Source organism: Streptomyces sp. NPDC047081, assembly GCF_040643775.1.
Taxonomy (GTDB): domain Bacteria; phylum Actinomycetota; class Actinomycetes; order Streptomycetales; family Streptomycetaceae; genus Streptomyces.
Genome location: NZ_JBEYUY010000029.1, coordinates 106,563 through 127,439 on the forward strand (window position 1 = coordinate 106,563; position 20,877 = coordinate 127,439).

General features: G+C 72.5%; 13 protein-coding genes. 3 read left to right on the forward strand and 10 right to left on the reverse strand.

Features of this window, described 5'->3' with window-relative positions:
* Positions 1–87: 87 nt before the first annotated feature.
* Together ABZ848_RS39380 and ABZ848_RS39385 are read right to left on the reverse strand one after the other, a co-directional pair.
* A complete protein-coding gene (locus ABZ848_RS39380; protein ID WP_360839824.1) occupies positions 88–3,633 on the reverse strand; it encodes an ATP-dependent DNA helicase in 3,546 nt (1,181 codons plus the stop codon).
* 275 nt (positions 3,634–3,908) lie between these two features.
* On the reverse strand, positions 3,909–4,286 hold the full coding sequence (locus ABZ848_RS39385) for an MGMT family protein (RefSeq protein ID WP_360839825.1): 378 nt from the start codon (positions 4,284–4,286) through the stop codon (positions 3,909–3,911).
* Between the two features lie 186 nt (positions 4,287–4,472).
* On the opposite strand from ABZ848_RS39385, the gene ABZ848_RS39390 reads away from it, so the two are divergent.
* The 3 genes from ABZ848_RS39390 to ABZ848_RS39400 all read left to right on the forward strand — a co-directional run bounded on the left by ABZ848_RS39390 (position 4,473) and on the right by ABZ848_RS39400 (position 10,617).
* A complete protein-coding gene (locus tag ABZ848_RS39390; protein ID WP_360839826.1) occupies positions 4,473–7,232 on the forward strand; it encodes a lysylphosphatidylglycerol synthase transmembrane domain-containing protein in 2,760 nt (919 codons plus the stop codon).
* A gap of 137 nt (positions 7,233–7,369) precedes the next feature.
* Complete coding sequence (locus tag ABZ848_RS39395; RefSeq protein WP_360839827.1) at positions 7,370–8,917, forward strand: alpha/beta hydrolase; 1,548 nt, start codon at positions 7,370–7,372, stop codon at positions 8,915–8,917.
* 137 nt (positions 8,918–9,054) lie between these two features.
* Positions 9,055–10,617, forward strand: coding sequence for an alpha/beta hydrolase (locus ABZ848_RS39400; protein WP_360839828.1), 1,563 nt, complete (start codon positions 9,055–9,057; stop codon positions 10,615–10,617).
* A 59-nt stretch (positions 10,618–10,676) separates the two neighbouring features.
* Here ABZ848_RS39400 and moeZ read toward each other — a convergent pair whose 3' ends face one another.
* The 8 genes from moeZ to ABZ848_RS39440 all read right to left on the reverse strand — a co-directional run bounded on the left by moeZ (position 10,677) and on the right by ABZ848_RS39440 (position 20,877).
* Positions 10,677–11,855 carry an adenylyltransferase/sulfurtransferase MoeZ gene (gene moeZ, locus ABZ848_RS39405; RefSeq protein WP_360839829.1) on the reverse strand — a complete coding sequence of 393 codons (1,179 nt, stop codon included), beginning with the start codon at positions 11,853–11,855 and terminating at the stop codon, positions 10,677–10,679.
* Between the two features lie 63 nt (positions 11,856–11,918).
* Positions 11,919–12,668 carry a spherulation-specific family 4 protein gene (locus tag ABZ848_RS39410; protein WP_360839830.1) on the reverse strand — a complete coding sequence of 250 codons (750 nt, stop codon included), beginning with the start codon at positions 12,666–12,668 and terminating at the stop codon, positions 11,919–11,921.
* On the reverse strand, positions 12,656–13,615 hold the full coding sequence (locus tag ABZ848_RS39415) for an NAD-dependent epimerase/dehydratase family protein (protein ID WP_242766149.1): 960 nt from the start codon (positions 13,613–13,615) through the stop codon (positions 12,656–12,658). The genes ABZ848_RS39410 and ABZ848_RS39415 overlap by 13 nt, the downstream gene beginning before the upstream one ends.
* Positions 13,616–13,790: 175 nt before the next feature.
* The gene (locus tag ABZ848_RS39420; RefSeq protein ID WP_360839831.1) at positions 13,791–15,272 is read right to left on the reverse strand and encodes a hypothetical protein; all 1,482 of its coding nucleotides are present in this window, start codon (positions 15,270–15,272) and stop codon (positions 13,791–13,793) included.
* Positions 15,269–17,065: a DUF3492 domain-containing protein gene (locus ABZ848_RS39425; RefSeq protein ID WP_360839833.1), complete on the reverse strand. Its 1,797-nt coding sequence runs from the start codon at positions 17,063–17,065 to the stop codon at positions 15,269–15,271. The genes ABZ848_RS39420 and ABZ848_RS39425 overlap by 4 nt, the downstream gene beginning before the upstream one ends.
* Positions 17,066–17,255: 190 nt before the next feature.
* Complete coding sequence (locus ABZ848_RS39430; protein ID WP_360839835.1) at positions 17,256–18,848, reverse strand: ABC transporter ATP-binding protein; 1,593 nt, start codon at positions 18,846–18,848, stop codon at positions 17,256–17,258.
* Entirely contained in the window at positions 18,845–19,843 is a 999-nt protein-coding gene (locus tag ABZ848_RS39435; protein WP_360839837.1) for an ABC transporter permease, read from the reverse strand. The genes ABZ848_RS39430 and ABZ848_RS39435 overlap by 4 nt, the downstream gene beginning before the upstream one ends.
* Positions 19,840–20,877 (reverse strand): ABC transporter permease, encoded by a 1,038-nt coding sequence (locus tag ABZ848_RS39440; protein WP_360839839.1) that lies wholly within the window; start codon positions 20,875–20,877, stop codon positions 19,840–19,842. The genes ABZ848_RS39435 and ABZ848_RS39440 overlap by 4 nt, the downstream gene beginning before the upstream one ends.

Consider the following 20,877-nt stretch of genomic DNA (forward strand, 5'->3'; position numbering starts at 1 on the left):
GCGGCGACCACTGACAGCGGCGGACAGATCGGCCTCGGGGTGAGGAGAAGCGCAGGTCAGCACGGGTGGTGTCGTCGCTCACCCGGGTCACTCGACCACGTGCCGCCCCTCGGGCCGGGCGCTGCAGGACGCCCGGAACGCGCAGTGTGTGCAGTGTTGTCCGGCGGTCGGGGTGAACCGTTCGTCGAGAACCTTGCCGGCCGCCGTCGCCAGCAGGTCGCCGACCCACTCGCCCTCCAGCGGCTCCTGGGCCTGCACCTTGGGCAGTGTCTCGCCGCCGTCGCGCTGGGCCGCGCCCTGGCGCAGCTGGACCAGTTCGGCACCGCCCGGCTCGGGGCGCACCCCGTCGAAGGCCTCGTCGACGGCGCCCTCGCGGACGGCGAGCTGGTAGACCGCGAGTTGCGGATGGTGCTCCACCTCGCGCGCGGTGGGCGCCTGTTTGCCGGTCTTGAAGTCGACGACATAGGCGCGGCCGTCGCCGTCCGCCTCGACGCGGTCCATCTGGCCGCGGATGCGCACCTCGTAGTCACCCGCTTCGAGGGTTACGTCGAAGTCGTGCTCGCTGGCGACCGGCGTGCGTCCGGTGCGGTCCATGACGTGCCACTTCAGGAAGCGTTCGAGCGCCACGCGCGCGTTCTCCTTCTCCTGCGCCGACTTCCAGGGCGCGTCGAAGGCGAGCGCGTTCCACACGGAGTCGAGGCGCTCCATGAGGACGGCGAGGTCGGCCGGGGTGTGCCCGGAGGCGACCTCGTCGGCGAGGACGTGCACCACGTTGCCGAAGCCCTGGGCGGCCGTGGCGGGCGCGTCGGCCTTCACCTCGCGGCCCAGGAACCACTGCAGGGCGCAGGTGTTGGCGAGCTGGTCGAGGGCACTGCCGGAGAGCACGACGGGCTGGTCGCGGTTGCGCAGCGGCACCTTGGACTCGGTCGGGTCCCACATGCCCCACCAGCGGTAGGGGTGGGCCGACGGGACGAGCGGGCGGCCGTCCTCGTCGGCGAGCGCGGCGAGCCGGGCCAGCCGGTGCGCGGCGGCCTCCCTGAGGGTGTCGGAGACGCGCGGATCGACGGTCGCGGCGCGCAATTCGGCGACGAGCGCGGCGACGGACAGCGGCCGGCGGGGGCGGCCCGTGACGTCCTTGGGTTCGACGCCGAGTTCGGTGAGGAAGCGGGAAGGCTGGTCGCCGTCGTCGGCGGGGGCCTTCACGGCGGTGACGACGAGCCGTTCACGCGCGCGCGTGGCGGCGACGTAGAACAGGCGGCGCTCCTCGGCGAGCAGTGCTCCCGGGGTGAGCGGTTCGGCGAGTCCGTCGCGGCCGATGCGGTCCGCCTCAAGGAGGGAGCCGCGGCGCCGCAGATCGGGCCACAGGCCCTCCTGGACGCCGGCGACGACGACCAGGCGCCACTCCAGGCCCTTGGAGCGGTGCGCGGTCATCAGGCGTACGGCGTCGGGGCGTACGGCACGCCGGGCGAGGATGTCGGCGGCGATGTCCTCGGCGTCGATCTCCTCCAGGAAGTTGAGGGCGCCCCGGCCGCCGGTGCGCTCCTCCGCGCGCGCGGCGGTCGCGAACAGCGCGCACACGGCGTCCAGATCGCGGTCGGCGTTGCGCCCTGCCGCGCCGCCGCGCCGGGCGGACCGCTCCAGGCGCCCGGGCCAGGGCGTGCCGTCCCACAGCTCCCACAGCGCCTCCTCGGCCGTACCGCCGCCCGCGAGGCGCTCACGGGCCTTGCGCAGCAGCGCGCCGAGCCGCTGGGCGCCACGCGCGTACGCGGGGTCGTGCACGGCCAGCCGCTCGGGCTCGGCCAGCGCCCGCGCGAGCAACTCGTCCGAGGGCGGCGGCAGAGCGTTCCCGGCGGCCCGCTCCTCGTCCCGCAGGGCCCGTCCGAGCCGCCGCAGATCGGCCGCGTCCATGCCGCCGAGGGGTGAGGCGAGCAGCGTGAGGGCGGTCTCGGTGTCGAGCCAGCAGGAGGCCACCGCATCGGCCGCGCCGCCTTCGCCGCCGTCCACTGGCTCAACCGCGTCACGCTCACCGCCCGGCGCCTCAGCCGCGCCATGTTCGCCCCCGTTCAGCGCCTCAGCCGCGTCACGCTCGCCGTCGCCGAACGCCTCAGCCGCGTCACGTTCCCCGCCCTCCGGCGCCTCAGCCGCGCCGCCTTGGCCGCCCTCCGGCGCGCCTTCCTCTCCCTCGGCCGTCGGCGCCACCTCCGCCGCCTCGCCACGCGCGCGTGGGTCTCCGTCGGCCGCCTCCGCCGTGGCCACCGCCCGTAGGGCCGTCAGCAAGGGCGCGACCGCCGGTTCGTGGCGCAACGGCAAGTCGTCGCCGTCTATGTCGAGGGGGACGCCCGCGGCCGTGAGCGCGCGGCGTACCGTCGGGATCGTCCGGGATCCGGCGCGCACCAGGACGGCCATCTCGCGCCAGGGGACGCCGTCCTCCAGGTGCGCGCGGCGCAGGATGTCGGCGATGTTGTCCAGCTCCGTGCCGGCCGTCGGGTACGTGTACACCTCGATACGTCCGCCGTCCCGCACGGGCGCGAGCTCGCGGTGCGCGCGTACCTTCTCCGCCGGGAGCCGGGTCAGCGGCATGCGCTGGGTGAGCAGCCGGGTCCCGGCCAGCAGCGCGGCGCCGGAGCGGCGGGAGGTGCGCAGGACCTCCACGGGCGCCGGACGGCCGTCCGCGCGCGGAAAGGCGTGCGGGAACTCCAGGATGCCGTTCACGTCGGCGCCCCGGAACGCGTAGATCGACTGGTCCGGGTCGCCGTACGCGACCAGGGTGCGGCCCCCGCCCGCGAGCGCGTGCAGCAGCCGTACCTGCGCCGCGTCCGTGTCCTGGTACTCGTCCACGAGTACGGCGTCGTACTGAGCGGCGAGCTTCTCGGCGACCTCGGGGCGGCGGGCGAGGAGGACCGCGCGGTGGACCAGTTCCGCGTAGTCGAGGACGCCCTGGAGGTCGAGGACGTCGAGGTACTCGGCGAGGAAGGCGGCCGCCGCGCGCCAGTCGGGCCGGCCGATGCCGCGCGCGAAGGCGTCCAGGGCGCCCGGGTCCAGGCCCAGTTCACGGCTGCGGGCAAGAACCGCGCGGACCTCGTCGGCGAAGCCGCGGGTGGTCAGGCACGCGCGCAGTTCGTCCGGCCAGCGCACGTGCGCGAGGCCGAGCCGCTCCAGGTCGGGCTGCCCGGCGAGCAGTTCACGGACGGCGACGTCCTGCTCGGGGCCGGACAGCAGCCGCAGTGGCTCCACGAACAGATCGCTGTCCTGGTGGGCGCGGACCAGGGCGTAGCAGAACGAGTGGAACGTCGTCGCCCGGGGCGCGCGGGCCGCCCCCACACGCAGCGCCATGCGGTCGCGCAGCTCGACGGCCGCCTTGCGGCTGAACGTCAGCACCAGGATGCGCTCGGGATCCCCGCCGCGGGCGATCCGCGCCGCCACCGACTCGACGAGCGTGGTGGTCTTTCCGGTGCCCGGACCTGCGAGGACGAGCAGCGGACCACCCTTGTGGTCAACCACGGAGCGCTGTGCGGCGTCCAGACGAGGGGGATCCGGTCGGGTCGGCGGGGTACGGACCAGTCGGTAAGCGCCACGGTTCCCCTGCCGCACCTGGGGGTGCGGCAGGCGCCTGGTGGAGGAAGAGGAGCTCACGTGGTTCGCCGGTCCTGGTGGTCGTACTGGTTGTCGGACCACCGCGCGTGCAGGGCGGTGATCTGGGGGTGAGGGGGACTCGTGCAGCCGACGCTACGCCGACGGGTGTTGCGGAAGCAGGGCTTCCCCTTCTTCCCCTCCATCTCTTCCCGCCCTCACGGCACTCGCGGCACGCGGGCCCCTCGCCTCACGAACGTACGGCATGCCACGGACGTGCCCCTGTTCCCCCGTACGGAGCACAGGCCACACACGGGACCGCCGTATGGCGGAAGCTGTCAGGTGTGACCCTCAGCGCGTCCGCCGCCGTCCCAGCGCGCCCGCCTCATGTCGAGGCGCGGCAGATGGCCCTCGGCGGCCCGGCTCGCCTCCTTCAGGGGCGTGCCCTCGGCGCGGTAGTGGTCGAGCGCCCTCAGTTCGTGCCCCGGGAGCAGGACGCCGTCCGAGCGGACGACACGCCACCAGGGGACGGCGCCGCCATAGAGGGCCATCACCCGGCCGACCTGCCGCGGACCGCCCTCCTCCAGCCATTCGGCCACGTCCCCGTACGTCATGACACGCCCGGGCGGGATCAGTTCGGCGACCTCCAGGACGCGCTCGGCGTACTCGGGCAGCGCGTCGGGGCGGTCCTCGGGCGGCAGGCTCTCCTCGCTCATCCGCCCCATCCTGCCGCACGCCACCGACAGTGTGACGGGCCCGCCACCGTGCGTATCCCTCGCCCCGGGGCGGCGCTTCGGGCAGACTGTGCGCCCCCGCCTTTCCACCCTGATGCCCCCGTGTGTCGGTGGGGCATGCCACCATCGTGCGGGCGGTGACCGGTGATACGAGATCAAGAAGAGACGATGAAGCAGCAGGGTGTGCACCCAGAGGACGCGCAGAGCGCGTCTGACGCTTCGTCGCGCCCGGACACCGGCGGAGAGGACACGGAGACCCCCGAGAAGGCTGCGGCCGACACGCGCGCGGAGGACGCGCACAAGGACGACGCGGAGTGCCTCGACGAGGCGCACGCCGACGAGGTCGAGGGCGACGAACCGCTGCTCCCCGCGCGCGTGCACCGCCCTTCCGACCTGATGCGCCTCCTGGTGGGCCTGCTGGCGATCGTCGTACTGCTGGCGATCGCCGCGTTCGCGCACGGCACCACCTCGGGGCTCGAACAGGACATCAACAAGGGCACCGGACAGGCGCCCGACCTGCTGATCAAGATCGCCGGCCTGGCCTCCAGCATCGCGATCCTGCTGGTGCCGGTCGCGTTCGCGATCGAGCGGCTGATCAAGCGCGACGGGCTGCGCATCGCCGACGGCGTGCTCGCGGCGGTCCTCGCGCACGGCGTGACCCTGGCGACGGACCTGTGGGTCGCCAAGGCCGCCCCCGACTCTATCCAGGAGGCGCTCACCCAGCCCTCCCCCGGCGACATCCACGCGCTGACCGATCCGGTGCACGGCTATCTCGCCCCGGTCATCGCGTACATGACGGCCGTCGGCATGTCCCGGCGACCGCGCTGGCGCGCGGTGCTGTGGATCGTGCTGCTCCTGGACGCGTTCTCGATGCTCGTCACCGGCTACACCACGCCGTTCTCGATCATCCTGACGGTGCTGATCGGCTGGAGCGTGGCGTACGGCACGCTGTACGCGGTGGGCTCCCCCAACGTCCGTCCGACCGGGCGGACCCTGATGGCGGGCCTCAGGCACGTCGGCTTCCGCCCGGTGAGCGCCGCGCGCGAGGAGATGCCGGAGAACCCGGAGACGGGCGACCGCGGCCGGCGCTACTTCGTCACCCTGGAGGACGGCCCGCCGCTGGACGTCACGGTGGTCGACCGGGAGCAGCAGGCGCAGGGGTTCTTCTACCGCGCATGGCGGAATCTGACCCTGCGCGGCTTCGCGACCCGCAGCAGCCTCCAGTCGCTGCGCCAGGCCCTGGAGCAGGAGGCGCTGCTCGCGTACGCGGCCATCGCGGCTGGCGCCAACGCGCCCAAGCTGATCGCGACCTCCGAGCTCGGCCCCGACGCCGTCATGCTCGTCTACGAGCACACCGGCGGGCGCACCCTCGACTCCCTCTCGGACGACCAGATCACCGACGAGCTGCTGCACGACACCTGGCACCAGGTGCGTGCGCTGCAGTCCCGCCGGATCGCGCATCGCAGGCTGGTCGGTGACGCGATTCTGGTGGATCGTTCCGGCACGGTCATCCTGACCGACCTGCGCGTCGGTGAGATCGCGGCCGGTGATCTGCTGCTGCGCATGGACGTCTCGCAGCTCCTGGTGACGCTCGGCCTGCGGGTGGGCGCGGAGCGCGCGGTGGCGTCGGCGGTGGGCGTGCTCGGCCCGGACGCGGTGGCCGACTGTCTGCCGATGCTGCAGCCCATCGCGCTCAGCCGCACCTCCCGCGCGACCCTGCGCAAGCTGGCCCGGGAACGCGCCCAGCGGGAGCGGGAGGCGGTCCTGGAGGCGTCCCGGCAGGCCAAGCAGGCCCGCCTGGAGGCGGCCGGGGACGACGACACCAAGCCCGTACTCGAAAAGCCCGACAAGAAGGCCGTACGGGCCGAGCAGCGGGCCGAGAAGCGGGCCATCGACGAGGCACTCGACGAGGCGCGCGAGGAGGATCTGCTCACGCAGATCCGGCACCAGGTGCTGCTGATCCGGCCGCAGGCACCGGTCGAGCCGGCCCGCCTCGAGCGGGTGCGGCCGCGGACGCTGATCAGTTTCATCGCGGGCGCGATCGGCGCGTACTTCCTGCTGACGCAGCTCACCCACATCGAGTTCGGGCCGCTGATCGAGAACGCCCAGTGGGGCTGGGTGCTGGCGGCCGTGGCGTTCTCGGCGGCCAGCTACTTCGCGGCGGCGATGGCGCTGCTGGGGTTCGTGCCCGAGCGGGTGCCGTTCCTGCGGACGGTGGCGGCGCAGGTGGCCGGGTCGTTCGTCAAGATCGTCGCGCCGGCGGCGGTGGGCGGTGTCGCGCTCAACACGCGCTTCCTGCAGCGCTCCGGGGTGCGTCCCGGCCTCGCGGTCGCGAGCGTCGGCGCCTCGCAGCTCTTCGGGCTCGGCTGCCACATCCTGATGCTGCTGTCCTTCGGCTATCTGACCGGCACCGAGAAGACGCCATCGCTGTCGCCGTCCCGGACGGTCATCGCGGGCCTGCTGACGGTGGCGGTGCTCGTCCTGGTGGTCACCTCGGTGCCGTTCCTGCGGAAATTCGTCGTCACGCGCGTGCGCTCGCTCTTCGCCGGTGTCGTGCCGCGCATGCTGGACGTGCTGCAGCGGCCGCAGAAACTGGTCACCGGCATCGGCGGCATGCTCCTGCTGACCGCCTGCTTCGTGATGTGCCTGGACGCCTCGATCCGCGCGTTCGGCCAGCAGGGGACCTCGCTGAGCATCGCCAGCGTCGCGGTCGTCTTCCTCGCGGGCAACGCGCTCGGTTCGGCGGCCCCGACCCCGGGCGGCGTCGGCGCGGTCGAGGCGACCCTGACGGTCGGTCTGATCGCCGTCGGCCTCCCCAAGGAGGTCGCGGCCCCCGCCGTCCTGCTGTTCCGTCTGCTGACGCTGTGGCTGCCCGTCCTCCCGGGCTGGCTCGCCTTCAACCAGCTCTCCCGCAAGGGCTCGCTCTAGTACGACCGTTTCCGATACGTCCGCTTCTGTCGCGTCCGCTTGCACTACGCCCTTTTTGGTACGACGGCCTTACGCGCGCGTACCTCATACGGCCCGTGCCCCGAGCATCACGCCTCGGGCGCCCGCAGGATGGAGGCATGCCGAAGCCTCCCCGCGCGCGTGCCGCTGCCCTGACCGCCACCGCCGTGCTGCTGTCCTCCCTGCTGGCGGGCTGCAGCGGCGACTCCAAGGACGACGAGGACCTGTCGGCCCAGAAGCTGGACTGGAAGGACTGCACGGCACCGTCCCAGGCGGAGGGCGGCGGCGATGCCCCGTCACCGCTGCCGAACGGCACGAAGTGGCAGTGCGCCACCATGAAGGCGCCCCTCGACTGGAACAAGCCCAAGGGCGACACGATCGGCATCGCCCTGATCCGGGCTAAGACCAGCGGCAGCGCGAGCAGGCGCATCGGCTCGCTCGTCTTCAACTTCGGCGGCCCCGGCGGCTCGGGCGTCACCACGCTGCCCGCCTTCGGCGAGGACTACGCGAAGCTGCGCACCCGCTACGACCTGGTCAGCTTCGACCCGCGCGGAGTCGGCCGCAGCGCCCCCGTGAAGTGCGAGAGCGACCAGCAGCTCGACGCCTACTTCCAGCAGGACGCGACCCCCGACGACGCGGCCGAGCGCACCAAACTGCTGGACAACACCAAGGAGTTCAACGCCGCCTGCGAGAAGAACTCCAAGAAAGTGCTGCCGCACGTGCGCACCACCGACGCGGCCCGCGACATGGACCTCATGCGGCAGGTCCTCGGCGACGACAAGCTGTACTACTTCGGCATCTCGTACGGCACCGAACTCGGCGGCGTGTACGCCCACTTGTTCCCGAAAAAGGTCGGCAGGGCCGTCTTCGACGCGGTCGTCGACCCGACGCAGGACGCCGAGCAGGGCTCGCTCGGCCAGGCCAAGGGCTTCCAGCTGGCCTTGGACAACTTCGCCGAGGACTGCACGTCGAAGACCGAGGACTGCCCGGTCGGCGACACCGCCCAGGACGTGAAGGACCGTATCGCCAAGCTGCTGGCGGACCTCGACAAGAAGCCGATCCCGGGCATCTTCCCGCGCGAGCTGACCCAGACCGCCGCGACCAACGGCATCGCCCAGGCGCTGTACTCGAAGGACTTCTGGCAGTACCTCACCGAGGGCCTGGAGCAGGCGTACGACGGTGACGGCAAGATCCTCCTCGCCCTGTCCGACTCGATGAACGGGCGCAGCGAGAACGGCGAGTACAGCAACATCACCGCGGCCAACATCTCCATCAACTGCGCCGACGACAAGTCCCGGTACGACTCCGCCTACGTCGAGCAGAAGCTGCCGGAGTTCCGGGCCGCCTCGCCTCTGTTCGGCGACTTCCTGGCCTGGGGAATGATCAGCTGCACCGACTGGGCCGTCGCGGGCGCCGCCGAGCATCCCGACGTGAGCGCGGCCGGCTCGGCGCCGATCCTCGTCGTGGGCAACACCGGCGACCCGGCGACCCCGTACGAGGGCGCGCGGAAGATGGTGGACGCGCTGGGCAAGGGTGTGGGCGTCGAGCTGACCTACAAAGGCCAGGGGCACGGCGCCTACGACAGCAAGAACAAGTGCGTGCAGAGCGCGGTGAACGGCTATCTGCTGGACGGGAAGGTACCGGCGGCCGGAACGGTCTGCTCCTAGTGACCGACCCCCATTCCGGATAAACGTGCAGGTCAGACGGTTATCCACAGGCCAACGCAGTTACGGCTCGATGTGCCTACCATGGCCTGACCGCCGTCTGCTGCTCGGTGCGGACGGCTCACATGGGGGGACAGCACATGGCACGAATCGCACGCTGGGCGGCTCTGGGGGCGGCCGCCGGACTCCTGGTGGCGGGCTGCAGCAGCGGCTCGTCGTCGGACGGCGGGGACGGAAAGGGGGATGGGAGGACGAGCGGGGCCGCTTCACCGACGACCGGCTCCTCCGGTACGACCGCCGCGCTGCCCTCCTCCCTGACCGCGCAGAAGCTCGCCTGGGGGCGCTGCAAGGCGACCGCGGGCTCCGCCGCGCCCGGCAGCGACTGGCAGTGCGCGACGCTCAAGGCGCCGCTGGACTGGTCGAAGCCCGAGGGCAGGACGATCGATCTCGCACTGATCCGCTCGAAGGCGACCGGCGGCGACCGCATCGGCTCCCTGCTGTTCAACTTCGGCGGTCCGGGCGGCTCGGGCGTCGACTACATGCCGTCGTACGCACCCACCGTCTCCAAGCTGCACGAGCGGTACGACCTGGTCAGCTGGGACCCGCGCGGGGTGGGCGCCAGCGAGGGCGTGCGCTGCCGCAGCGACAAGGCGATCCAGGCCGCCGAGGACATCGATGCCACACCGGACACCCCGGCCGAGGAGAAGGCGTACTTCCAGGACGCCGTCGACTTCGGCAAGGGCTGCCAGAAGGCCGCCGGAAACCTGATGGCGCACGTCTCGACCACGGACACCGCCCGCGACATGGACCTGATGCGGCAGGTACTGGGCGATTCGACCATGCACTACTTCGGCATCTCGTACGGCACCGAACTGGGTGGTGTGTACGCCCACTTGTTCCCGAAGAAGGTCGGGCGGCTGATCCTCGACGCGGTGGTCGACCCGAGCGCCGACTCGGTGGGGCACGCGGAGAACCAGGCCAAGGGCTTCCAGCGCGCCCTGGACGACTATCTGAAGTCGACCGGCCAGGAGCCGAAGCAGGGCACACAGAAGATCGCGGACCTGCTGAAGCGGCTCGACGCCAAGCCGCTGCCGACCTCGTCCGGGCGCGAGCTGACGCAGTCGCTCGCGGTCACCGGTATCGTCCTGCCGCTGTACAGCAAGTCCGGCTGGCCGACGCTGACCAGCGCGCTGGACGCGGCGGAGCAGGGTGACGGCACGGAGCTGCTGGCGCTGGCGGACGGCTACAACGAGCGCGACGACTCGGGGCACTACGGCACGACGACCCACTCGCAACGAGTCATATCGTGCCTGGACGACAAGCAGCGGCCGACGGCGGAGGAGACGAAGAAGCGGCTGCCCGCGTTCGAGAAGATCTCGCCCGTGTTCGGGGACTTCCTCGGCTGGGACTCGGCCGGCTGGTGCCACGACTGGCCGGTGGCCGGGCAGTTCGACAACCCGGAGGTGAGCGCACCGGGCGCGGCGCCGATCCTGGTGGTCGGCAACACCGGCGACCCGGCGACACCGTACGAGGGCGCCCGGAAGATGGCCGACGAACTGGGCAAGGGCGTCGGGGTGGAGCTCACCTGGAAGGGCGAGGGTCACGGGGCGTACGGCAGCGGGAGCGACTGCGTCGACTCGACGGTGAACACGTATCTGCTGAACGGCACGGCGCCGGACGACGGCAAGGTCTGCGCCTCGTAGGGGCGACGACGAGGGGCCCGGCACCCATGGTGCCGAGCCCCTGCCGGGAAGGCCTGTGCCTAGTAGACCGGCTTGTGCGGTTCGATCTGGTTGACCCAGCCGATCACGCCGCCGCCGACGTGCACGGCGTCGGCGAAGCCCGCGGACTTCAGGACCGCGAGGACCTCCGCGCTGCGCACACCCGTCTTGCAGTGCAGGACGATCTTCTTGTCCTGCGGGAGGCCCTCCAGGGCGGTGCCCATGAGGAACTCGTTCTTCGGGATCAGCTTGGCGCCCGGGATGGAGACGATCTCGTACTCGTTGATCTCGCGGACGTCGATGATCTCGATGTTCTCGCCGTCGTCGATCCACTCCTTGAGCTGCTTGGGAGTGATGGTCGAGCCGGCGGCCGCCTCCTGGGCCTCCTCGGAGACGACGCCGCAGAAGGCCTCGTAGTCGATGAGCTCGGTGACCGTCGGGTTCTCGCCGCAGACCGCGCAGTTCGGGTCCTTGCGGACCTTGACCTGGCGGTACTGCATCTCCAGGGCGTCGTAGATCATCAGGCGGCCGACGAGGGGCTCACCGGTGCCGGTGAGGACCTTGATCGCCTCGGTGACCTGGATGGAGCCGATGGACGCGCACAGCACGCCAAGCACGCCGCCCTCGGCGCAGGAGGGGACCATGCCCGGCGGCGGGGGCTCCGGGTAGAGGCAGCGGTAGCAGGGGCCGTGCTCGGACCAGAAGACGGAGGCCTGGCCGTCGAAGCGGTAGATCGAGCCCCACACGTACGGCTTGTTCAGCAGCACGCAGGCGTCGTTGACCAGGTAGCGGGTCGCGAAGTTGTCGGTGCCGTCGACGATCAGGTCGTACTGGCTGAAGATGTCCATCACGTTCTCGGCCTCGAGCCGCTCTTCGTGAAGGATCACGTTCACGTACGGGTTGATGCCGAGGACGGAGTCACGGGCGGACTCGGCCTTGGAGCGGCCGATGTCGGCCTGGCTGTGGATGATCTGGCGCTGCAGGTTCGACTCGTCGACCTCGTCGAACTCCACGATGCCGAGCGTGCCGACGCCCGCCGCGGCCAGGTACATCAGCGCCGGCGAGCCCAGGCCGCCGGCGCCCACACAGAGCACCTTGGCGTTCTTCAGCCGCTTCTGCCCGTCCATCCCGACGTCGGGGATGATCAGGTGGCGGGAGTACCTGCGGACCTCGTCTACGGTGAGCTCAGATGCGGGCTCGACCAGGGGTGGCAGCGACACGGGGACTCCGTTGGTCGGTCAATCACTACAGTTGTTCTCCCTGTAACACTGCCACGGCCTTCTTCATTCCGAGACACCCGTCCCGATCCGCGAGACGATTTCGTCCCAGTAGCCGGGCAGGGTCTCCCAGGGGTCGCAACGCCCGCCGCGATCCGTGCGGTCGGTGAAGTAGATGGTCGACGCGCCCTGCCAGCGGGCGATCCGCAGCGCCTCCTCCAGATGCGGGCGGGGCACTCCGTGGACGAAGTGGCAGAAGCGCTCGGGTGGGTAGTCGGCGGTCCACTCGGCCACCTGCGACCAGCGGTAGTCGCTCCACGGCCCCGAGAAGGTGACCAACTGGTCGGCGCTCTCGGCGTAGCCGGGGCAGGGGTGGGTGCCGTGGCCGAGGACGATGTGGGCGTCGTCGCGGATCGCCCGCAGGGTGGTGACGGTGCGCCGGATCTCGGGGAGCGAGGTGCGCTCGGTCGGGCAGCGGTCCAGCAGGAAGCCGTCGACCTGGTACCAGTCGAGGTAGCGGTTCGCGTCGGAGACGATCTCGCCGAAGCCGCGGGCTCCGTAGGTGGAGTCGAGGTGGCCGAGGACGCGGACGCCCGCGTTGCGCAGCCGGCCGGCCGCCTCCAGACAGTGCGGGTCGGGACGGCTGCCGGGGCCGTCGGCGACATTGAGGACGACCCAGTGCAAGGGGGTGCCGGGGCGGGTGAGTTCGCCCCATTCGGTGGGCGCGAGCAGGGGGTGGGCGTAGCCCGGGATGCCGAGGCTCGTGCGGACGTCGGTGCTCGCGGTGCTGGTCCTGGTGCTGGTCACATACGGCATGCCGCCTCCATCCAGATGTCGGCGAGGGATTCCTCGAGGTTGATCCGGGGCCGCCAGCCGAGCCGGTCGCGTGCGGTGCGCACGTCGGCCTGCTGCCAGCTGCCGCAGCCGTCGGGATACGGGTACGCGACCGGGGCCGCGTGGTCGGACTCGCCGCGCGGGTGGCCGATGGACGCCCGCAGCGGGCCGGGCGGGCCGTCGAGTTCGTGCAGGGCGCCGCCGTACCCGGCCACGCGCGCGAGGGTCGCGGCGGCGTCGCGCAGCCGGACGGCGCGTCCGGAGCCGATGTTGATGACGCCCTGGGCGGCGGAGAGCGAGGCGGCGTGCACGGCGCGCGCCACGTCGCGTACGTCGATGAAGTCGCGCTGCGCGCCGAGGCCGGCCAGCTTGAGCTCGCCGTCGCCGGACTGCATGGCGCGGCGCATCGCCTCGGCGAGCCGGCCGAGCGGGGAGCCGGCGGGGGTGCCGGGGCCGGCCGGGGAGAAGACACGCAGCACGACGGCGTCCAGGCCGGAGCCGAGGACGAGTTCGGTGGCGGCGAGCTTGCTGACGCCGTACGGGCCGCCGGGGCGCGGCACGGCGTCCTCCGCCGTGGAGGAGCCGGGCTGGCTGGGGCCGTACTCGGCGCCGCAGCCGATCTGCACCAGCCGGGCGCCGCAGCCGCTGCGGCGCAGGGCCTCGCAGACGGTGGCGACGGCGACGGTGTTGTGCCGGGCGAGTTCGCGGGCCCCGCCCCGGGTGGCGCCAGCGCAGTTGACCACGACGCCGGGGTGGACCGCGTCAAGGAAGCGGGTGAGGGCGCCGGGGCTGCCCGAGGCGAGGTCGAAGCGGACGTCGGCGTCGTCGCCGCGGCCGAGTGCGGTGAGCTGGACGGCCGGGTCGGCGAGCAGACGGTCGGCGACGAAGCGGCCGAGGTAGCCGTTGGCTCCGATCAGCAGGACTCTCATCGGGCGGCTCCCGGGGCCGAGGCTTCGGGTCGGGAGGTGATCATCTGGGGTTCTCCTTCAGAGGGGTTGGTGCCGTTGCCCAGAGCGGCGGGACCGGGCGCCTCGGGCTGGGTTCGTCGGGCCGCGGAGTGCGTGTGGGCGCGCTCCCGCGAGGGCCCCGGAGGCCGCTGCCGCGTCAGCACGGCCGGTCCGCTGGGGCGTGGGCGGAGGCCCGGGTGAGGGTGCGGGCCGCGTGGACGAGCAGGGTCAGCGCGGCTGCGCCGCAGACGAGGGCCGGGACGCTGCCGGGGCCCCATGCCCCGACCAGCGACTCCACGGGAGTGGCGAGGAAGCCGCAGCCGGGGAGGCGGCCCGCGAAGACGGTGACCAGGGCGGTCGCCTCGGCCGAGGCCGCGGCGGTCAGGACGATCGCCGGGGCGTGGGTGAAACCGTGTGTGGTGAGGAGCCGGGCGAGAAGCAGCAGGGCGCCCAGGGTGACGGTCTGGGCGTACACGGCGCTCTCGCCCAGGACCGTGGCGCACAGGGCGAGCAGGGCGGCCAGGGCGCACAGGTGGAGGGTGAACGTGCCGAGCAGCAGCGGTCGTACGGAGTCGGCGAACTCCTCCAGGCCACGGCTGGCGGCGAGCCTGCGGCGGGCGCGCACCGCGAAGAGGTGGGCGCACCAGGCCGCGGGGGCGCAGGCCCAGGCGAGGGCCAGGACGGGGGCACTCGCGAGGGGCCACGGTCCGTCGGCGGCGCCGGTGGGCAAGGTGTCGGGGCCTCCGGAGACGGCCGCGCGCAGGAGTCCGTCGCCGAGGACGGCGTAGGCGAGGAGCCAGGACGTCCAGATGCGGGTGGAAGGGGCGTGCGGGACGGGTCCGGGTGTCGTGCGGTCGTTCGCGGAGAGGGGGCCGCGGGAGAGCGCGGCGCGCACGGCGAGGACCACGGCGAGGGCGCCGGCGACAGCCACGAACGCGCGGGCCTGTCCGTGGGTGAGCCGCAGACCGGCCACGGTCGCGGTGCCGAGCGCACCGGGGAGGAGGGTGAGCAGGACCCAGCCGGTACGTACCTGAGGTGCCGGGGCGGCGGCAGGGATGGGCGCGGCCTCCTCGTCACGGGCGGCGCGCGCGAACATCTCCTCGGCGAGGGAGAAGACGTCCCGGTGCCGGAATCGCGCCGCGGTCCGGTCGGTGACACCGTGCGCCTCCAGCCCGGCCGCGATCTCCAGGGGGTCCACGGCCCGCTCGCACAGCTCCCGGTGACGGTGCATCAGGGCTTTGACGGGGTCGGCGGCGGTGCGACGGGGGGCCGGCGGCTGCCGCCGGGCGGAGGCGGCTTCGGCGCCAGTGCCTGTACCGGCGGGTGTGCTGGCGGGCGTGTCGGCGAGGCTTCCGGTAAGCCTGTCGGCGGGGATTCCGGTGGGCATGTCGGCCGGGGTTCCGATAGGTGTGCCGGTGAGTGCGTCCCTGCCGACACGCGCGCGTACGCCCCCTTCGCTCTCCGCACGCGCGCGTGCACTCGCCTCGCCCTCCTCACGCGCCCCCGCGCACGCGTCCCCCGCCACGCGCCCCGGCTCACACCCCTCGGCGCTCCCCGCGGCCCACTCCTCCGAGCGCTCGTCCCACGCCCCCGGACTCTCCGGCATCCCGGGCCGATCCAGTTCTCCGAGCCCGCTCATCGCGCCCCCTCCACGGTCGACTCGGAGGCCGTCGCCCGTACAGGCGCCCCTTCCACTGCCGACTCCGAAGCCGTCGCCCGAACCGTCGCCCCTGGCGTCCCCGGCGCTCCCAGCACCCCAGGCACCCCAGGCACCCCCGCCGCCCACCCCGGCCCTCCCCGCGCCACCACACGAGCCCCCGCGTCCGTCCAGCGGCCGGGCACATGCGCCTCGGCGGGGGCGGCGAACGGCAGTGGCTCTCCCGTTTCGTCGAGGACGACCCGGCGTACCGGCGTGTGCGACACGATCTCCAGGTAAATGCCGTGAAATGCCGTGGTGTTCTGCTCGACGGTGAACAGTTCGAGCGCACGCGCGCGTGCGGCCGCGCCCAGGCGCTCACGGCGCTCGGGGTCGCGCAGCATCGCCACGCACGCCTCCGCGAGCGCCCGCGGATTGCGCGGCGGCACGACGAGCCCCGTACCGCCGATGACCTCCACGACCGCGCCGACGTCCGTGGAGACGGTCGCGCGCCCGCAGAACATGGCCTCGACGAGGCTGATGGGGAAGCCCTCGACCACGCTGGACAGCACGGTCACGGCGCCGGCGGCGTACGCGTCGGCGAGCGTCGGCAGCTCGGGCCCGCCGATCTCCTCGAAGGAGACGGGGTTGTCGCCGACGGAGTGCAGCCCGTCCGCCTCGTCGGGGAAGAGCTGGGCGGCGAGGGCCCGGCAGTGGCCGAGATAGGCCTCGCCCTCGGCGCCGACCGGGGCGCCGACGATCCGCAGCCGTGTCTTCGGCTCCTCCTTGCGGACCTCGGCGAAAGCGTGCAGCAGCGACACCAGGTCCTTGGCGGGTTCGACGCGGCCGACCCAGACCAGCGTGTCGGGGTTCGCGCACTCCGTGGACTCCCCCACCTCGGCGAAGTGCGAGGCGTCCATGCCCGGGTAGACCGTGCGGAGCTTGGCGCGGTCGGCGCCGCAGCGTTCCTGCCAGCGGCGCGCGTGCGCGTTGCCGGGCGTGATGACGGAGGCCCGGGTGTAGATCTCGGCGGCGAGCCTGCCGTGGAAGGCGGCGAGCAGCGACCGTACGGCGGGGGGCGCGCCGCTGGCGCCGAGGTAGTGCGAACGCAACCGCACGCCGTACTCGGTCAGCAGCAGCGGTACGCCGGAGAAGTGGTGGGCGAGCAGCCCGGGCAGGGCCGCCGGGCCGCCCGAGGTCGCGTGGCACAGGTCGACCTCGTCGAGGCCGTCCTCGTACCAGTCGAGCGAGAGGGGGCGCAGGGCGCGTTCCAGGTGTGCGGCGACGGCGAGCAGATCCGGTACGCGCGCCTCGCGAGCCGTCTGCAGCGCGCCCGGCGCACGACAGGCGCGCTCCAGGGCGCGCACGGCGCGTTCCGATCGGAGTGCGCCCACCAGGCCGCCCTCGTCGCGGGCGAGTTCGGCGAGTCCGTACAGAGCGCTGCTGAAACGGTCCGCCTCAGCGGCGGACGTCTCCTCGGAGGCTCCGTGGGCATCTCCGGCGCTCCCCCTGCACAGCACGGCCGCCAACTCGCCGTAGCACTCGGCGAACCGCCGGCGCGCCCGCCGCCCGTACACCACTCCGTCGTCCTCGGCCGCCCACAGCGGCGCCGTCCGCACCCGGCCGACCTGGCGCGGCAGCGGGACCCAGCCCTCGTCCTCCTGGCTCTCACTGCGGCTGAGCGCGTAGATGTCGAACTCGTGCTGCTCGAGCCCGCGCACGAGCCGGTCGCACCAGAGCCTGGCGTCACCGCTCACATACGGATAGCCACCCTCCGTAAGCAGTCCGATGCGCACGCGCGCACCCCCGATCTCCCGTTTGGGGAGCCGCCGTTGACCCGACGGCTCGCAGCGGGAAGAACGTATGCGGACAAGGCGGTGGCGCGACGGACGGTTGTCCATCGCGCCACCAAAAGGGGTGAACGGTCGTAACTTTCCCGTGCGGGTCGCGTTCGATCGCGCTAAGAGATCAAGCAGTTACGTTACGTCAGGCTGCGGCCAGCTCCCGCCGTGCGGCCCGGCGGCGGGCCGCGACCTGGGGGTCGAGCGCCGGTACGGCGGCCAACAGCTGCTTGGTGTACGGGTCCTGGGGGTTGTCGTACACCTCGTCGGCAGGCCCCGATTCGACGATCCGGCCGCTGCGCATCACCGCGACCCGGTCGCTGACCTGGCGGACCACGGCGAGGTCGTGCGCCACGAAGACGAGCGCCAGCCCGAGTTCGCGCTGGAGTTCGCCGAGCAGGGCGACGACCTGGGCCTGTGTCGTGACGTCCAGCGCGGAGACCGGCTCGTCGCAGACGATCACGCGCGGGTCGGCCGCGAGGGCCCGCGCGATGCCGACGCGCTGGCGCTGGCCGCCGCTGAACTCGTGCGGATAGCGGTCGTAGTGCGCCCCTTCGAGCCCCACGCGCTCCAGCAGTTCCCGCACGCGCCCCCTGATGGCCTTCTCGTCGCGCTCGCCACGCGCGCGTAGCGGGTCGGCAATAGACTCGCCCACGCTGCGACGCGGGTTGAGGGAGGAGACCGGGTCCTGGAAGACCATCTGGACGGCCGGATTCACGCCCACGCGCGCGTGGCCGTCGTAGCGGACCTCACCCGCCGTCGGCTCCAGGAGTCCGACCAGCATCCGCCCGAGCGTCGTCTTGCCGCTGCCGCTCTCGCCGACGACACCGAGGGTCTCGCCCCGGTGGATGGTCAGCGAGACGTCGTCCACGGCCCTGAACACCCGCTTGCCGCGGCCGAACTCGCGCCGCAGGCCGGTCGCCTCCAGGACGACCTCTTCGGAGGCCTCGGACGGCGTGCGCCGGTCGTCCACGCGCGGCACGGCCGCCATGAGCTCCCGCGTGTACGCCTCGGCCGGCGACCCCAGTACGGCCGTCACCGGCCCGTGTTCGACCACGCGCCCGTGCTGCATGACGAGCACCCGGTCGACGCTCTCGGCGGCGACGCCGACGTCGTGGGTGACGAGCAGCAGCCCCATGCCGGTCTCCTCGCGCAGCGTGTGCAGCAGGTCGAGGATCTGGGCCTGGACGGTCACGTCGAGGGCGGTGGTCGGCTCGTCGGCGATCAGCAGCTCGGGTTCGCAGGCGAGCGCCATGGCGATGAGCGCGCGCTGGCGCATGCCGCCGCTGAACTCGTGCGGGCGCGACCGGGACCGCCGTGGTGCGTCCGGAATTCCAACCCGGTCGAGGACCTCGACGGCACGCGCGCGTGCCGCTCGTCGCGACACGCGCGTGTGCACGCGGTACACCTCGGCGATCTGGTCGCCGATCGCGTAGTACGGGTCGAGGGACGACAACGGGTCCTGGAACACCATCGCCGCTTTCGCCCCGCGCAGCCGCCGCAGCTCCTCGTCGCTCGCCTTCCGTACGTCGGTGCCGGCGACCTCGATCGAGCCGCCGACCCGCGCGCCCGTGCCGCGGTGCAGGCCCAGCAGGGCCGAGGCGACCGTGGACTTGCCGGAGCCGGACTCGCCGACCAGGGCGAGGGCGGCGCCGGGCGCCAGTTCGAAGGAGAGGCCGTCGACGGCCCGCAGGTCGCCGAACTCGACGGTCAGATCCGTGACTTGGACGAGACTCACGTCAGTACCACCCGTCGGTCGGCCAGCGCGTACAGCACGTCCGCGACGGCGTTGGCGAGGACCACGAAGAAGCCGATGACCAGGACCATGCCGACCACGACCGGCAGGTCGACCACATTGACCGCATGGACGAGCTCCTGACCGATGCCGGGAAGGCCGAACAGCGACTCGATGAGGACGGCACCGCCCACCGCGCTGCCGAAGTCGTTGGCGTTCAGGGCGATGATCGGCGCCAGGGCGCCGCGCAGGGCGTGCCGGCCGACGATGGACCGCTCGCCGACGCCGTAGGCGCGGAAGGTGCGGATGTGGTCCTCGGCGAGCGTCTCCAGCATCGACGCGCGCGTGAGCCGCGCGAAGTAGGCCGCCTCGGCGAGCGCGAGGGTCAGCCAGGGCAGCAGGAGGCCCCAGGCCCACTGTTCGGGGTCGTCGGAGAAGGAGACGTACTCCGGGAAGGGCAGCAGCTGCAGTTGCCCGCAGACCACGATCATCAGGACGAGCCCGATGACGAAGACGGGCGTGGAGAGGCCGGCCAGGGTGATGCCGGTCAGTACCCGCTCGGTGAGGCGGCCGCGCCGCCAGGCGGACAGGACGCCCGTGCCGACGCCCAGCAGCAGCCAGAGCACCATCGCGCCGATCACCAGCGACAGGCTGACCGGCAGCTTGGTCAGGATGATCTGCATGACCTGCTGGTCGCTCTGGTACGACTGCCCGAGGCAGGGCGCCGAGCAGTGCTCGACGGACGTGCCGGTCGAGTAGTCCTGGCCGACGACGATGCCCTCCAGGAAGTGCCAGTAGCGCAGGTACAGCGGGTCGTCGAGCCTGAGCTGCTGGGCGACCTGGTGGACCTGTTCCGGCGAGCAGCGCGGGCCGCAGGTGATCTGGGCGACGTTGCCGGGGGTGGCGTAGAAGACGACGTAGATGATCACCGAGAGGGCGAGCAGGGTGAGCACGGCGGCCACGGTGCGGCGCACCGCGAATCCGGCGAAGCCGCTCATGACTTCGCCTCCTTGCCGCCGGCCGGGTCGGCCTTCGCCTCGCCCGCGGCCACCCTGGCCTCCTGCTTCCGCCCCGTGCCCACACGCAGCCGGGAAGCCGCGCGCGGGTCGAGGGCGGTGCGGATGCCGTCGCCCAGGACGGTGAGCGCGAGGACGGTCACGAAGAGCGCGCCCGCGGGCAGCAGCAGATACTGCGGGGCGGCCTGGTACCAGACGTTGGCCGAGGTGAGCATCTGCCCCCAGGACGGGGTGGGTGGCTTCACGCCGACGCCGAGGAAGGACAGCGCGGCCTCGATGGTGATGTTGGCCGGCACCATCAGGGCCGCGTAGGTGATGACGGGCGCGGCGAGGCCGGGCAGCAGTTCCCGGCGGGCGATGCGCCAGGTGCCCCAGCCGCTGAGCCGGGCGGCGGACACGTAGTCGAGCTCCTTGAGGGAGAGCGTCGCGGCTCGGGTGATCTTGGCGATCGTGCCCCAGGCGACGAAGCCGATGATGAGCGCGACCAGGACGGGCCGGGGGAAGCTGCCGGGCACGACGGCCAGCAGCGCCAGCGCCATGATCATCAACGGCATGGCCACGATGATGTCGGAGATCCGGCTCAACAGTTGATCAACCCATCGATTGCCGAGCGCGGCCGCGACACCCACGACGACACCGAGGAGGACCTGTACGGCGGTGGCGGCCAGCGCCACACCCAGGGAGACCCGGGCGCCGTACACCAGCCGTGCGAACAGATCGCGTCCGGTCTGCGGTTCGACGCCCAGCCAGTGGTCCCCGCCGATGCCGCCGAAGGAGCCGATCGGCACGCCTCCGCGCGCGGAGTCGACGAGCGAGGGGTGGTAGGTGGTCGGGTCCTGGCCCTCGAGCGCCGTGAGCAGCGGCGCGGCGAGCGCGACCAGGACCAGCAGCGCGACGACGGCCGCCGCGACGAGGGCGGCGCGCTGCGCTCGCAGCCGCCGCCAGAACTGACGAGCCCCCGAGGTCCCCGAGGCGGACGCCTCGGGGACCTGGGTGGCGACAAGTGCCTCGCTCAC

What these genes read in the sequence shown, in the direction of transcription:
- ABZ848_RS39395 (WP_360839827.1), top strand. Translation starts at nt 7,370, where the DNA reads ATGCCGAAGCCTCCCCGCGCGCGTGCCGCTGCCCTGACCGCCACCGCC.
- ABZ848_RS39390 (WP_360839826.1), top strand. Translation starts at nt 4,473, where the DNA reads ATGAAGCAGCAGGGTGTGCACCCAGAGGACGCGCAGAGCGCGTCTGAC.
- ABZ848_RS39420 (WP_360839831.1), bottom strand. Translation starts at nt 15,272, where the DNA reads ATGAGCGGGCTCGGAGAACTGGATCGGCCCGGGATGCCGGAGAGTCCG.
- ABZ848_RS39385 (WP_360839825.1), bottom strand. Translation starts at nt 4,286, where the DNA reads ATGAGCGAGGAGAGCCTGCCGCCCGAGGACCGCCCCGACGCGCTGCCC.
- ABZ848_RS39400 (WP_360839828.1), top strand. Translation starts at nt 9,055, where the DNA reads ATGGCACGAATCGCACGCTGGGCGGCTCTGGGGGCGGCCGCCGGACTC.
- ABZ848_RS39410 (WP_360839830.1), bottom strand. Translation starts at nt 12,668, where the DNA reads ATGCCGTATGTGACCAGCACCAGGACCAGCACCGCGAGCACCGACGTC.
- ABZ848_RS39415 (WP_242766149.1), bottom strand. Translation starts at nt 13,615, where the DNA reads ATGAGAGTCCTGCTGATCGGAGCCAACGGCTACCTCGGCCGCTTCGTC.
- ABZ848_RS39435 (WP_360839837.1), bottom strand. Translation starts at nt 19,843, where the DNA reads ATGAGCGGCTTCGCCGGATTCGCGGTGCGCCGCACCGTGGCCGCCGTG.